The following is a 13,554-nucleotide window of genomic DNA, read 5'->3' on the forward strand; positions in this document are numbered from 1 at the left end:
CGCGTCCCATGTTGTTATTCGGATGCCATCTGTGCCATTTCGTTCGCAGAAGCGCGCGACGATGCGCGCAGCATCACAATTTGCGCAGCAGTCCCGCTGCCGCGCGCATCCTCCGTTTGCGTTCCTGCTTGAGCCACTGAAGCGCCGAGTCGGTATCGCCAGTGCCGGCGCCGTCAAGCAGGGTCCTATTCTCGTGCAACAACATCTCGCTAGCGACCACGTCGTTCAGCGCACCGAAACGTTTCTGGATCTGCTTCAGGCGTTTGAGAGTACGTTTGCGCCCGCCGCTCAGGACTGGCCCGAAAAACTCGAGCAGATAGCGCAGCTTCTTCCCCGCCTTCCTGACATTGTGAAAGGCAGCGTAATTGGATCGCTTCGCACGACGCGCGCGTTTCATCCGCTTTTTCAAGGAATTCTCGGAAGTCGCCACGCGTTGCATGGCGAATTTCCGCAGCGGCGTGCGTTCATGGGACGTGTTCAGTTCTTTGGAAGCGCTCGACAAGGCTTCGCGCAACAGATGTTTGACGTCGGCATTCGAGAGCGTTTCGCGGCTCGTCGCCATTGCGCCGCCGCGAGCGTCCTGAAGTTTGGGCGCCAGAGCGGGGCCGGCGCAACGTGCGCCACGGTCGTCGCTCGTCAGCAATTCGATCAGAATGTCCCAGTCGCGCGTTTTGCCGGCGGCCGTGGCCAGAAACTGGTAGAGCGCGCGTTGCCGCGTGCTCTCGCCTTTTTCGAGCAATGGTGCGAAGGCCCACCACAACGAACGCAAACGCCGCAGCGAGACCCGCAATTTGTGCAGTGCTTCAGGTGATGCGTCTTCGCGCACCGCATTGGTGTGTTCGATCGCTTCATCGACGAGCGGCGCCGCGAACGAGGCGAAGGCCGCTTGCGCGGAAGGCGCAGCAGCGGGTGGATCGCTGTCACTGGAGCGTGGATCGGCTTTGTGGCTCTCGCGTTTCATTGAAGATCCCTGAATACACCGTTCTGACAGCCTAGCAAAAAAAGGGCCCAGTCGGTAAGCGCTTAGCCAGCATTTCGGCCTCCCGGTCGTCCGCCCATCAAAGTCCTTTTCGGACAGCTGAGCATTCCGATCGGACAATTTTTCACGCCGTGTTCCACCGAGGTGCGCGTCCAGCGGCTGCGCGCCTCGGGCGTCACGCCACTGTCATCATTGCGACACACCGCCCCCGCAGCATCGGAAGTTCCGCGACAAACCTTGAGGCTCCCGTCATGCCGGAACTTTCGTATCCACAATCAGGCACTGCTAGCGGAAAGGGGCGCAGTATCGGCCTCGTCATCTTTCTCGCGGTGATTCTGGTCGGCGCCGTGTATTGCGCCGTGCACTTAATGGATGATTTACAGCCCGTTCGCGAAAGCTCGGCTCTGCCTTATCTGCTGCTCGGTGTTGCGCTGCTGATCGCGCTCGGCTTCGAATTCGTCAACGGCTTTCACGATACGGCGAACGCGGTCGCGACTGTCATCTACACGCATTCGCTTGCGCCGAACATCGCCGTGGTGTGGTCGGGCGGATGGAATTTTCTCGGCGTGCTCACGTCGAGCGGCGCCGTCGCCTTCGGCATTCTGCAGTTGCTGCCGGTCGAGCTGATCTTGCAGGTCGGCAGCAGCGCCGGTTTTGCCATGGTCTTCGCGCTGCTGATCGCCGCGATCATCTGGAATCTCGGCACCTGGTATTTCGGACTGCCGTCGTCGAGTTCGCATACGCTGATCGGCTCGATTATCGGCGTCGGCTTGATGAATCAATTGATACACGGCAGCAACGGCACGAGCGGCGTGGACTGGAACCAGGCGCTCGGCGTCGGCAAGTCGCTGCTGTTCTCGCCGCTGGTGGGCTTTCTCGCAGCTGGCTTGCTGCTGCTGATCCTGAAGGCCGTCGTGCGCATTCCGGCGCTGTATGCCGAACCGAAGGGCAAGGAGCCGCCGCCGTTCTGGATCCGCAGCCTGCTGATTCTGACCTGCACGGGCGTTTCGTTCGCGCATGGCTCGAACGACGGCCAGAAAGGCATGGGCCTCATCATGCTGATCCTGATCGGCACGGTGCCCACCGCCTACGCGCTGAACAAGGCTGTCACGCCGGCGGAAACGCAAACCTTCCTCGCCGTCGCGCATCAAACCTCCGCGACGCTCGCCAAATACACCCAGGGCGCCGCGCCTTCCACCAATCCACGCGCCGACGTCGAGGCTTATGTCCGCACGCGCCAGCTGACGCCCGCCACGTTGCGTGCCTTGCAGCAACTGACCGAGATCATTGCCGGCCAGGTCGGCGCGTCTGGATCGATGGCCGCGGTGCCGCAGGGCCTCGTGGATAACGTGCGCAACAACATGTACGTGGCTTCCGAGGCGATCCGCCTGATGGACAAAGCCAGGCAACCGGCTTTCGCGCCCGACGACGCCAAAGCGATCGACAACTTCAAGGCGCAGACCGATCACGCCACCAAGTTCATTCCGACGTGGGTCAAGGTCGCGGTGGCGATTGCGCTCGGTCTGGGCACCATGGTGGGATGGAAGCGCATTGTCGTGACGGTCGGCGAAAAGATCGGCAAGCAGCATTTGACGTACGGACAGGGCGCATCGGCGGAATTGGTGGCGATGCTGACGATCGGCGCCGCCGACGCATACGGCCTGCCGGTTTCCACGACGCACGTGCTGTCCTCGGGCGTGGCCGGCACGATGGCGGCCAACGGTTCCGGCCTGCAATGGGGCACCGTGCGCAGTCTGGTTCTTGCCTGGGTGCTGACGTTGCCGGCTTCCATCGCGCTGGCTGCGGGCTTGTACTGGGTTTTCCGGGCGGTGTTCTGAACTCCGCGCGACGGCCGGTTCCGGAACCGGCCGCGGCGTAAAAAAGCGCGGCTCACATTTGGCCGCGCTTTTTTTCACCCCGCCGTATGCCGAAGAATCAATACACTTCGGGCACGATCATCGACGACGGCACCGGCTGGCGGCTGTATTCGTCGTGATAGACGCGCGCGGGCAATTCGACACGAGAGTGCTCGATCTCGTGATACGGCACCTGGCTCAGCAAGTGATGAATACAGTTCAAGCGCGCGCGCTTCTTGTCCACCGCCTGCACGACCCACCACGGTGCTTCGGGAATGTGCGAGCGTTGCAGCATCACTTCCTTGGCCTGCGTATAGGCCTCCCAGCGGCGGCGGCTTTCGAGGTCCATGGGACTCAGCTTCCACTGCTTCAGCGGATCGTGAATGCGGTTCTGAAAGCGGATTTCCTGTTCCTCGTCGGTAATCGAAAACCAGTACTTGAGGATCTGCACGCCGCTTCGCGCCAGCATTTTTTCGAATTCCGGCACCGAACGGAAGAACTCTTCGTACTCTTCGTCGCTGCAAAAATTCATTACGCGTTCGACGCCCGCGCGGTTGTACCAGCTGCGATCGAACAGCACCATTTCGCCGCCCGCCGGCAGATGCGACACATATCGCTGGAAATACCATTGCGTGCGTTCGCGGTTGTTCGGCGCGGGCAGCGCCGCCACGCGGCACACACGCGGATTGAGCCGTTGCGTGATGCGTTTGATCGCGCCGCCCTTGCCGGCCGCATCGCGCCCCTCGAAAATGACCACGAGGCGGTGGCCGGTTTGCACGATCCAGTCCTGCAGCTTGACGAGTTCGCCTTGCAGCCGGAACAGCTCGCGGAAGTACATCTTGCGCGCTTCGCGGTGCTCCGGTGTGAAACCCTCCGCGCCGTCGATGATGCGGTCGTCGACCTCCATCTCGAGTTCCTCGTCGTACGCATCGATCAGGTCCTCTTCGAAACGGCGCTGCCGCTCTGCCATCAATTCGGCTTCAGGTCTCGGGTCCTGCTCTTTCATTGCGGCTCTCCTGGCAACGGAAATGATTAGGCGCGCGGCGGGAAGCGCGACGCAGACGCGCTCGATTATCGAAGCGGCAAGTGTCAGCCGTGTTACCGGCAGCGCCCGCGCCTTTCGACGTCCATGATAGCGAGTTTGTGCGGCGATCCGGCGCTAGCGCAACGGTTTCGCGAAGCTGATTTCGTGGCCGTCCGGATCCGTGATGTGGAAATAGCGCTCGCCCCACGGCGCATCGGACGGCTCCAGCGACGGCTTGAGGCCCGCCGCCAGCGCTTTGCGATAAAGCGCGTCGACGTCGGCGACATAGATGATCACGCGGCCCCACCAGGCGACCGGTGCGCGCGCATCCACGATCAGGTTCAGATACGAATCGCCGAAGGCGAACGATGTAAACGCCTCCTGTGGACCGCCGAATTTCATGGGAAAGCCGAGCGCTTCGTAAAACAGCACGGCGCGCGGCATATCGTGGGTGGCGAGCGTGATCGCGCTGATGGATTCGATGCGCGGTTCAATGGGCCCGTTCGACGAGGGTGACGTGGCGGGTGAGTTCATGGCGGCTGTCTCCTGGGTATGGCGGGCTCGCGATGTGATCAGCATGGTGCATGCCGCGCCGGCGAACGTGGCGCTCGTGCCGAGCGGGCTGGATTGGGCTGGGCCGGCCGGACTGCAGGTTTGCGGCTCGCGGCTCACTCAGAAAGTGTCTCACAGGCCGCGCCTGCGCAACTCGCCCCAGCGCACTTGAAAACCTTCGCGACGCCCCGCATCTGCAATTCCGTTTATCCGGAGCATCCCCATGGGAAGCCGCCCACGCTTCATCGATGACCTGTCGCGCGCCGCATCCGACGCCCCCGGGCCCGAAACACTCAATCCTTTAGCCGACGACGCCCTGCTCGACGCCTACTCCCGCACGGTGATTGGCGCGCTGGAACGCGTCCAGCAGGCGGTCGCCTTCATTTCCGTCGAACGCCGGCTGCCCGGCGACCCGTCGAGTCGCGGACGCCGCGACACGCGTGGCGGCACAGGCTCGGGCTTTCTGTTCACACCCGACGGTTATCTGCTCACCAATAGTCACGTCGTACACGGCGCCACCCACATCGAGGTGACGCTCGCCGACGGCGCGAAATTCGACGCCGATCTGGTCGGCGACGATCCCGGCAGCGATCTGGCCGTCTTGCGGATCGGCTCTCCCGAGCCGTTGCCGCACGTCGAACTCGGCGAGTCGTCGAAGCTGCGCGTCGGGCAGATCGCGATAGCGGTCGGCAATCCACTCGGCCTCGCGCAAACCGTCACTACCGGCGTGGTCTCTGCGCTCGGCCGCTCACTGCGTTCTAACTCCGGGCGCATGATCTACGACGTGATCCAGACCGACGCAGCGCTCAATCCCGGCAATTCGGGCGGGCCGCTGATCAATTCGGCGGGTCAGGTGATCGGCGTGAATACCGCGATCATTCCCGGCGCGCAGGCGATCTGCTTTGCCACGGCGATCGACACCGCCAAGTGGGTCATCATGCAGATCTTCGCGCATGGCCGCGTGCGGCGGGCGTATATCGGCGTGGCCGGCACCACCACGCCGCTGTCGCGCCGTGTGCAGCGCTATTTCGGCCTGAACTCGGAAAGCGGCGTGCACGTCATGGAGATCGTCAAAGGCAGCCCGGCCGCGCTCGGCGGTTTGCGCACGGACGATACGATCATTGCGATCGATACGCAGACCGTGCAGGACGTGGACAGCCTGCAGCGCACACTCGACGCATCGCGTATCGACAGACCCGTCAACGTGACGGTATTGCGCGGCGCGCAGCGGCTCGAATTGACGCTGACACCGGTCGAGCAGGCTGGCTGATGCAAGGGCACTGGGCGCACCCGCGAAGCAAAAAAGCCTCGCGTTCGATTGAACGCGAGGCTTTCCATTAGCGGCGATGCATCTTAGGAAATGCAGCGCCCGACTCCCTGCAACAACGCTTACTGAATTACACGCGTCACACCACGCCCGCGTGGATCGGCTGCGGCTTCCGGCGTATCGCCGTTGACCTTGATCGCCTGGATATCGCCGCTGAAGTCCTGCCCCTTCAGCGTGTAGCCCTTGGCTTCGATCTGCTTCGCCAGTTCTCCATCGATCGGCTTGTACGGCTCCCAGAAGATCGTATTCGGCGGCAACAGTTGATGATGAAAGCGCATTGCGGCAACAGCCTGCTGCAGCGGCATGTTGTAGTCGTAGACGTTGTTGATCACCTGGAAGATCGACGTGAAGATGCGCGAGCCGCCCGGTGTGCCGATCACGAGCGAGACCTTGCCGTCCTTCGTGAGAATGGTCGGACTCATCGAGGAGAGCGGCCGCTTCTTCGGTTCGATCGAGTTCGCGTCGCTGCCCACTACGCCGAACATATTCGCGACGCCCGGTTTTGCGGAGAAGTCGTCCATCTCGTCGTTCAGCACGATGCCCGTGCGGTCCGCCACCACGCCCGAACCAAAATAGCCGTTGATGGTGTAAGTATTCGACACGGCGTTACCCCACTTGTCGATCACCGAGAAGTGCGTGGTTTCCGCTTTCTCCGGCATCGACGTGCCGAGGCCGGGCTGCACGCTCTTCGTGTCCGAAGGCGCATTCGGATTCACTTCGGCGGCGCGTTTGGCGATATACGCGTCGTCGGTCAGTTGAGCGACGGGCACTTTGTAGAAGTCAGGGTCGCCGAGATACTGCGCGCGGTCGGCGAACACGCGCTTTTCGATCTCCGCGATCAGATGCACGTATTGCGCGGAATTCAGCGTGACGTCCTTGAAGTCGGGTGCAATGTCGGCCTTCATCTTCAGCAATTGCACGAGACCGATGCCACCCGAACTCGGAGGCGGCGCCGTGTAGACGCGATAGCCATTCCAGTCGGCCTGAATCGGTTCACGCCATACTGCTTTGTACTGCTGCAGATCGGCCTTGGTGATAAGACCGTGACCGCGCATGGACGCCGCGATCAGATCGGCCGTCTTGCCCTGATAGAAGTCTTTGGCGCCTTGATCGGAAATGCGCTGCAATACAGCGGCGAGGTCAGGTTGCTTGAAATTGACGCCCTGTTTCAGATTGCCGAAGTAGGTATCGAAGTTGGTCTTGCCGGCGAAGTCTTTCGCGGCATCGTCGCGGCGTTCCTGCAATTGCTGGCTGACCTCGAAACCATCGCGCGCGTAGTGGATGGCCGGCGCGAGCACCTGCTTCCACGTGAGCTTGCCGAAGCGGCGCTGCGCCTGCCACATGCCGTCGACGGTGCCCGGCACACCCACCGCGCGGTAGCCGAACAGGCTCATGCCTTTGATGACCTCGCCCTTGTCGTCGAGATACATGTTTTTGGTCGCGGCGAGCGGAGCACGCTCGCGATAGTCGAGAAAATACGGCTTGCCGTCGACGTAGAGCGTCATGAACCCGCCGCCGCCGATGTTGCCCGCTTCCGGATACGTCACGGCGAGCGTGAAGGCAATCGCGACCGCTGCGTCGACGGCATTGCCGCCTTCCTTGAAGATCTGCTCGGCAGCATCGGCGCTGAACTTGTCGGCCACCGCAATTGCAGAGGCGGTGAGTACGGCGGGCTGGGCTTTTGCAGGCGGCTTCGCGAGTGCGGGCGTGGCCTCCAGAAAACCGGTCGAGACAGAAACGAGCGTGACCAGCGCGAATCCGCTGACCGACGATTTAACATTGCGGAACAACCTCATTGCCAATCCCCCAGGACGACCTTCGACTAATGATTACAAGCATTGCCTTGGGCTTTTACCATGTGAACCGCTCGTTGCAAAGCCGCTAGTTATCGTAGGGTCGATATAGCGGCACAACAAAGAACCCGGTTTGGTCGCGCGGAGAATCGCCGCTCGAAACGCCCTGAACAGGCGTGGTCAGCAAAATGCATGCCGCGCCAATGCGCAACATGCGTTCTGCTCATGCGCGGCCGCGACTGCCGCGCGCAATCTCATCGCCGGCGCCATGCGGCAGCCGCGCAGTGATGGGAATCGACATGAGCGAGAACAGGCCGACCACGAGAAAAGCCGGCCAGAAATCGGAGAACACGATGGCGGAATGACCCTGCACGTTATGCGAAATTTGCAGGACGATGCCCGCGATCGTCACACCGAGACCCAGTGAAATCTGCTGGATGACGCTCGCCACGCTCGTCGCGCGCCCCACGTCGCGACTGGGAATGTCCGCATAGGCCAAGGTATTGAGCGACGTGAATTGCAGAGAGGGAAAGAAGCCGCCGAACAGCACGACACCCCAGATCAGCCAGTGCGGCGTGCCGGGAAAAAACAGACCGTATACGGCAATGGCAAGACCCGCGCAAACCGCGTTGAACATTAGTACAGTGCGGAAACCAAACCGCCCGAGAATGCGCGACGCTGCAGCTTTCATGAAAATCGACCCGAACGCGGACGCGCACGTGATCGACCCCGACTTGAACGCGGTCATGCCCAAGCCTTCCTGCAAGGCAAGCGGCAGCAGAAACGGCACAGCCCCGAAACCGATGCGAAACAGCGAGCCGCCCACCACGCTCGCGTGAAAGCTCGGAATGCGCAACAGCCGCAGATCGAGCACGGGCAATTCGACCCGGCTCGCGTACAGCGCGTAAAGCAACAGCAACACCACGCCGACCACGCACATGCCAACCGACACCGTGTTCGACACCAGCTCGCCGCCCACCAGCGAAAGCCCAAGCATGAACAGCGACGCGCCGCTCGCGGACAAAGCGAAGCCGGTCCAGTCGAGCCGGCCGGGATGCGCCTCGCGCACGTTGGCGATGTGTTTGTTCGCCAGCCAGATCCCCAGCAGTCCAATTGGAATGTTGATGAAGAAGATGAGACGCCAATGCAGATAGGTGGTGATGAAACCGCCCAGCGGCGGCCCGACCACGGGTCCGAGCAAAGCCGGCACGGTCAGATAGTTGACCGCGCGAATGAAGTCGGATTTCGGCACGGAACGGAAAATGATGATGCGGCCCACCGGCACCATCATCGCGCCGCCAATGCCTTGCACGAAGCGCGCGACCACAAAGGTGCCGAGCGAGGTGGAGGCCGCGCACATCAGCGAGCCGGCCATGAAAATGCCAATGGCCGTGCGAAACACCGTGCGCGAACCGAAGCGGTCAGCCACCCAGCCGCAGATAGGAATGAAGACGCCGAGGCCGATGACATACGCGGTCACGGCCAGCTTGAGAGTGATGGGATCCTGGCCGAGATCGCGCGCCAGAACCGGCAGCGACGTCACGATGACCGTGCCGTCCACGTTTTCCATGAACATCGCACACGCGACGATCAGCGGAACAATGAAAGTGCCTAAAGCAAGAGGCATTGGCAGGACGACGGGTTGCAAGGCCGTCGGTGTAAAGCGTCGATTATGGCATCGCATCGGCAACAGATGTTGTTGCGCAAGGTGTTTTCGTATGCATGCGCGCGCGATGGTTGAGCGCGCAACGAAGCAGCGGACGAGGCGAAACCGCGAGGGATAAGCGCAAAAAAGCTTGGGCCGGCATTCAGCCGGCCCAAGCTCTGATCCTTCAGTGTCGACGGCAATGCGCCGGAAAACTCAGCGCGACGCGCTGACCAGCGGCTGCAATTGCGGCAGGATCTCGGTGCTCGCGCGAGCCACGTCGTTCGGGAAGTCGATTTCGATCCACGGCGCGCCGGTCACGTCGGCGGTATGGAACACCTGGCTGCGCTCCAGCAGCAGGTCGCGCACCGCCTCTTCGTGCGGCATGTTGGCCCGGCCGCTATCCACATAGCCGGCCACGATCTGCGCGAAGCGTTGCGCGGTTTCCTGACGGAAGCGGAAGAACCCGACCGACTCGCCGATGGTGTCGTACTCCAGATTCACGGCGAGCTGCTTGCGCAGTTCGACCGGCACGTCGTCTTTCAGGCACAGCTTGACCGGCTCGTCGCCGGCTTCGAAATCGCGGTCGATCAACAGGCGGTTCACCGTCTCACCCGCTACCAACGCGCTCAGAATACGCTCGTCGTAAAGCACGTCGGCGTCCATCAACAGCACGTCGCCGCCGCGCGTGAGCGCCTCGGCCACCGTGTGTACCGTCAGCACGCTGCCCAGGTCGTAACGCGTGTTCAGCACGGTCTCGACCTTATGCGGCCAGTTGATGCGCTCCAGTTCCGCCTGCACCGATTCCGGCTGAAAGCCGAGCGCCAGCACGACTTCGGTCACGCCGGCGTTTTCGAGCATTTGCAGATGCCGTTCGAGCAGGCTCACGCCGTCGAATTGCAGCAGGCACTTCGGGAACTGAGCTTGTGGCGGTTGCTGGAGACGCAGGCCGAGGCCCGCTGCGAGGATGATGGCACGCATGCGCGGTCCTTTGAAAAAATACGGAGATTAATCGACAGCGGGCACGCGCCCCAAGGCGCGGCGCCGTTGCCAGCTTCTTTCGCTGAAGTGCAAAACCAGCAGACCCGGCAAGCCTAGCAGGATTTCGCGCGCGCGCTTGGCGAGCGACAGCGCCAACGCCGCGTCTGGCGGCAAACCGACCAGTGGCGCGAGCAACAGGTAGCCGCCCTCCTGCACGCCGAGCGAGCCGGGAATCATGAATGCGGCGCCGCGAATGGCTTGCCCCAGACTTTCGAGCAACAGTGCGTCGACCCAGTCGACCGGATGGCCGAGAAAGCGCAGCGCGAGCCACACCTCCACCGTGCCGACGATCCAGCCCACGAGACTCATGGCGAAGCTCGCCGCCACGCGGCCGCGTTCGCGGTACATGGCCTGTACGGCGGCGTCGACGGCTTCGGCCCGCGTCATCAACGACGACCAGTCGCGCTTGCCGAACACCTTCGAGACCACGCCGAGCAGCCGGCCGAACAGACCACGCCGCTGCGCATAGTAGAACCCGACGATCATCGCGCCCAGCACGCCGGTGGCGATCAGCGTGGCCGTTTGCAGGTCGTGCAGCGCGCCGTGCGCCGCATAAGCGCCGAACAGCAGCAGGCCGCCCAGCGCGAAGACGATTTGCGCGAGCGCCTGCGCGGTCGTGCTGACGGTGATCGCGGCGGCCGCGTCGCGCATGCGCATGCCACGCTGGGACAATTGCCGCACCATGACCACCGGTCCGCCGATCTGGCCGGCCGGCAACAGGCTATTCACCGATTCGCCGATCCAGCGCGCGAACATCGCGTCGCGCAACGACAGATCGTGATGCACGCCGTCGCGACGGCGCTGGAACAGCACCGAGATCGCGCCGGCGTCGAGAACGAGCGGTACGAGGTGAAAGGCCGCGACGAGCGCGAGCCCCCAGCCGGCGGTAAGCAGCGTCGAGGCGACCGAGCCGAAACCCTGCCACGCGAGCAAGCCGACAAACAACGCCGTCCCGATCGACAGCAGAATCAGGGCCGCGCGGCTCATGCGTGGTCCTTCCCGCGCTGGGTCATCTGACGAAAAACCTGGCGGAAACCGAAGTACGCAATCGCGTCCTTCATGTTCGAAATGAAGCGACGCCACGGCCGCATGTTGGGATCCGTCACGTACTCGAACGTGAGCGACACGCGCATTTCGTTCGGGCCGGCGGGCGTGATGCGGTGGCGCAGCTTGTCGCCGTCGAAAAACACGAGGCCGCCCGGCGGGATCTGCACCGAACCCGGTTGATCCGCGACATCGGGATTGCGCGTGTGCAGTTCGTAGTCGAGCCGGCACGACGATTCGTCGATCACGCCAAGCAGCAGCGTGTAGCGGCGACCATCATAGTACGAAGTATCGTAGTGCCAGCCGATGTGGTCGCCTGGCCGGGTGTAGTAGTACAGCGCGTAGGCATGCGGATCGTCGGCAGGCGAAACCTGCAGCTTGTCGCCGCTCAGTTGCTCGAGCCAGCCGATCAATTCCTTCGAGCGGTACAGCTCGGCAATGAACGGCGCGAGGCGGTCGATCGTATGACGGCTGACGCTGCCGCCCTGCTTATGCCCCGGCAAATAGTTGCGGTTTACTTCGTCGAGCAGCGATCGGGCGCTGTGGACGAGCTGCGCCGTGACTTCGGGCGCGAGGAAGTCTTCCAGATAAAGGAACGCGTCCTGGTCGGCAAAATCCTTGCGCAGACGCGAGTTGTCGAACGTGCGCGTGCGGCTCGCGACCGCACGATCGGCATTCGGTGCGGGCGACGCAGCCGGCAAACCTTCTACGGGCACAGGCGCAATCACGTCGTCTTCGGCGTGCATACTCATTCGCTGGCCCACATTTCACTGGTTTCGGAAGCGTCGGCTTTAACGGACGCCGGGCGGGCGGCACGGCGCGCCACACGCCAGTAGTCGACCACCACCCAGGCGGCGAAGAGCGGCGCGCCGATCGACGCCACTACGACGAAGGGCATGACGACGCTCGTCAGCGTGACGATGGGCAGCAGATACAACACGTCTTCGGTTTCGAAACCGCCGACGAAGGCCTGCTTCGTGCCCGCCTTGCCGGCCATCTCCTCGATGCGCATGCGCAGGAAAAAGATCAGCGCGATCGCCACGCCGGCCACGGCGCCGAGCACACCCGGGGCAACGTTCAGTGCGCCGATGCGCGTGGCGCCCGCCCCGACGCCCATGCCGACGAACAGCATGACGGTCACGAGGGCGTCGCAAGCGAGGTCGTAAAAATGACCGATCCGGCTCGACTTTCCGCCGATGCGAGCGAGTTCGCCATCCGTATGGTCAACGAAGTTCGACAGCACGATCAGCAAGGCGCCTGCGTTGACCCACGCAAACTCGCCGTGAGCGAGGCACAGCGCGCCTGCCAGCCCGATCAAGAGGCGCAGCGTGGTCAGATGATTGGGCGTGACCCACGTGTTCACAAGCGGAGTCACGAGCCGGCGAGCGAGCCGCGCGTCCCATGTTCTGGGCGGCGGAACGGAAGTTGGAGTTTGGGGTCGCGAATTCATAACCCGGAAATATATACGGGATCGAAAAAGATTGCTTTCTTCCTGTATGTTTCCTTTCGCTTCGATCGTTGCCGATCGGTGCCGGCCGCGAAGCAAGATTTGCCGAATCGCGATAAAGTGCAAGGCAGTTGCGCCTGCCACGCGGGAACATTTCGATGCGCAAGCTCTCTCCGGGTCTCGACATCGCGCCCGCCCGTTGCGAACACACTACATCGAACCGGGCCGCCGTCCACGCTTATGAAACGCTTTCTTTCGTCTGTACTCCTTGCTCTGGGCGCCGCCGCGCTGCCGCTCGTCAGCTACGCCACCGCGCTCGACGCACCGCTCTCCTGTAACGAAAGCGGTCACCAGTTCATTGCCGACCTCGCGCAGCAACAGATGATCGATCCGAAGCCAACGCGCGTGGAAAGCAATTCGATCAACGCTTTCTCGCCGGTGTCAGGCGCGGATCTGACCGCATACGGCTTTCACGTGTTCGCGGTGGTCGGATACGAAAAAGACGACCCGATGTTCCGCGTCGGCGACGGCGAGCCGGTCGCCCGCTCGGCCTATGGGGTCGTAGTGGTCGGCAGCGAGGCCAAGGTGCAGAAAGCGGTGGCCGGCTCGGGCAGCACGGCGATCGTGCATCGCGTAGCACCGCTCATTACCGCGATTTTCTGCAAGCGGAGTTGAGGCGGGTGGAATGGCCAATAGGCGGATAGAAAGCCGAAGCCCCCCCGTTATAACGATGGCAGATGGATTTTCCGGGGCCTGCCAGGGCGTCTATCCGCCTCCTGTCCAACAGGGCCCAGCCGTGCTGGTCCACTGCATGAGCCAGCCAAGGAGAAACCGCAAATTATCGCG

12 protein-coding genes are annotated in these 13,554 nt (G+C 62.6%); 3 read left to right on the top strand and 9 right to left on the bottom strand.

Going from position 1 to position 13,554, the window contains the following annotated elements:
- Window positions 1-73: 73 nt before the first annotated feature.
- Window positions 74-961 carry a CHAD domain-containing protein gene (locus AC57B1_RS06220; RefSeq protein ID WP_496416974.1) on the bottom strand — a complete coding sequence of 296 codons (888 nt, stop codon included), beginning with the start codon at window positions 959-961 and terminating at the stop codon, window positions 74-76.
- 269 nt (window positions 962-1,230) lie between these two features.
- On the opposite strand from AC57B1_RS06220, the gene AC57B1_RS06225 reads away from it, so the two are divergent.
- Entirely contained in the window at window positions 1,231-2,817 is a 1,587-nt protein-coding gene (locus tag AC57B1_RS06225) for an inorganic phosphate transporter (RefSeq protein ID WP_496416975.1), read from the top strand.
- 97 nt (window positions 2,818-2,914) lie between these two features.
- On the opposite strand, the gene ppk2 is transcribed toward AC57B1_RS06225, so the two are convergent.
- Window positions 2,915-3,841, bottom strand: a complete 927-nt coding sequence (gene ppk2, locus AC57B1_RS06230; protein WP_091806702.1) for a polyphosphate kinase 2 — start codon at window positions 3,839-3,841, stop codon at window positions 2,915-2,917.
- Window positions 3,842-3,994: 153 nt separating this feature from the next.
- Window positions 3,995-4,393 (bottom strand): VOC family protein, encoded by a 399-nt coding sequence (locus AC57B1_RS06235; protein ID WP_496416976.1) that lies wholly within the window; start codon window positions 4,391-4,393, stop codon window positions 3,995-3,997.
- A 241-nt stretch (window positions 4,394-4,634) separates the two neighbouring features.
- On the opposite strand from AC57B1_RS06235, the gene AC57B1_RS06240 reads away from it, so the two are divergent.
- Window positions 4,635-5,681, top strand: a complete 1,047-nt coding sequence (locus AC57B1_RS06240; protein ID WP_091806696.1) for a S1C family serine protease — start codon at window positions 4,635-4,637, stop codon at window positions 5,679-5,681.
- 119 nt (window positions 5,682-5,800) lie between these two features.
- Here AC57B1_RS06240 and ggt read toward each other — a convergent pair whose 3' ends face one another.
- From ggt to AC57B1_RS06270, 6 genes are all read right to left on the bottom strand, one after another.
- The gene (gene ggt, locus AC57B1_RS06245; protein WP_408342196.1) at window positions 5,801-7,534 is read right to left on the bottom strand and encodes a gamma-glutamyltransferase; all 1,734 of its coding nucleotides are present in this window, start codon (window positions 7,532-7,534) and stop codon (window positions 5,801-5,803) included.
- Between the two features lie 220 nt (window positions 7,535-7,754).
- Entirely contained in the window at window positions 7,755-9,158 is a 1,404-nt protein-coding gene (locus tag AC57B1_RS06250) for an MFS transporter (RefSeq protein ID WP_408342194.1), read from the bottom strand.
- A 234-nt stretch (window positions 9,159-9,392) separates the two neighbouring features.
- Entirely contained in the window at window positions 9,393-10,157 is a 765-nt protein-coding gene (locus AC57B1_RS06255; protein ID WP_091806687.1) for a phosphocholine cytidylyltransferase family protein, read from the bottom strand.
- 27 nt (window positions 10,158-10,184) lie between these two features.
- Complete coding sequence (locus AC57B1_RS06260) at window positions 10,185-11,204, bottom strand: flippase-like domain-containing protein (protein WP_408293762.1); 1,020 nt, start codon at window positions 11,202-11,204, stop codon at window positions 10,185-10,187.
- Window positions 11,201-12,013, bottom strand: coding sequence for a HalD/BesD family halogenase (locus AC57B1_RS06265; protein ID WP_496416977.1), 813 nt, complete (start codon window positions 12,011-12,013; stop codon window positions 11,201-11,203). The genes AC57B1_RS06260 and AC57B1_RS06265 overlap by 4 nt, the downstream gene beginning before the upstream one ends.
- Window positions 12,010-12,711: a CDP-alcohol phosphatidyltransferase family protein gene (locus tag AC57B1_RS06270; protein ID WP_408342191.1), complete on the bottom strand. Its 702-nt coding sequence runs from the start codon at window positions 12,709-12,711 to the stop codon at window positions 12,010-12,012. The genes AC57B1_RS06265 and AC57B1_RS06270 overlap by 4 nt, the downstream gene beginning before the upstream one ends.
- 237 nt (window positions 12,712-12,948) lie before the next feature.
- Between AC57B1_RS06270 and AC57B1_RS06275 the strand changes: the two genes are divergently transcribed.
- The gene (locus tag AC57B1_RS06275; protein WP_091806675.1) at window positions 12,949-13,383 is read left to right on the top strand and encodes a hypothetical protein; all 435 of its coding nucleotides are present in this window, start codon (window positions 12,949-12,951) and stop codon (window positions 13,381-13,383) included.
- The last annotated feature ends 171 nt before the right edge of the window (window positions 13,384-13,554 follow it).

Source organism: Paraburkholderia sp. BGA-UO-ETr-F21, from assembly GCF_059567925.1.

Bases quoted from the DNA above. Each gene is read 5' to 3' on its own strand.
- AC57B1_RS06220 (WP_496416974.1), bottom strand. From the start codon at position 961: ATGAAACGCGAGAGCCACAAAGCCGATCCACGCTCCAGTGACAGCGAT.
- AC57B1_RS06225 (WP_496416975.1), top strand. From the start codon at position 1,231: ATGCCGGAACTTTCGTATCCACAATCAGGCACTGCTAGCGGAAAGGGG.
- ppk2 (WP_091806702.1), bottom strand. From the start codon at position 3,841: ATGAAAGAGCAGGACCCGAGACCTGAAGCCGAATTGATGGCAGAGCGG.
- AC57B1_RS06235 (WP_496416976.1), bottom strand. From the start codon at position 4,393: ATGAACTCACCCGCCACGTCACCCTCGTCGAACGGGCCCATTGAACCG.
- AC57B1_RS06240 (WP_091806696.1), top strand. From the start codon at position 4,635: ATGGGAAGCCGCCCACGCTTCATCGATGACCTGTCGCGCGCCGCATCC.
- ggt (WP_408342196.1), bottom strand. From the start codon at position 7,534: ATGAGGTTGTTCCGCAATGTTAAATCGTCGGTCAGCGGATTCGCGCTG.
- AC57B1_RS06250 (WP_408342194.1), bottom strand. From the start codon at position 9,158: ATGCCTCTTGCTTTAGGCACTTTCATTGTTCCGCTGATCGTCGCGTGT.
- AC57B1_RS06255 (WP_091806687.1), bottom strand. From the start codon at position 10,157: ATGCGTGCCATCATCCTCGCAGCGGGCCTCGGCCTGCGTCTCCAGCAA.
- AC57B1_RS06260 (WP_408293762.1), bottom strand. From the start codon at position 11,204: ATGAGCCGCGCGGCCCTGATTCTGCTGTCGATCGGGACGGCGTTGTTT.
- AC57B1_RS06265 (WP_496416977.1), bottom strand. From the start codon at position 12,013: ATGAGTATGCACGCCGAAGACGACGTGATTGCGCCTGTGCCCGTAGAA.
- AC57B1_RS06270 (WP_408342191.1), bottom strand. From the start codon at position 12,711: ATGAATTCGCGACCCCAAACTCCAACTTCCGTTCCGCCGCCCAGAACA.
- AC57B1_RS06275 (WP_091806675.1), top strand. From the start codon at position 12,949: ATGAAACGCTTTCTTTCGTCTGTACTCCTTGCTCTGGGCGCCGCCGCG.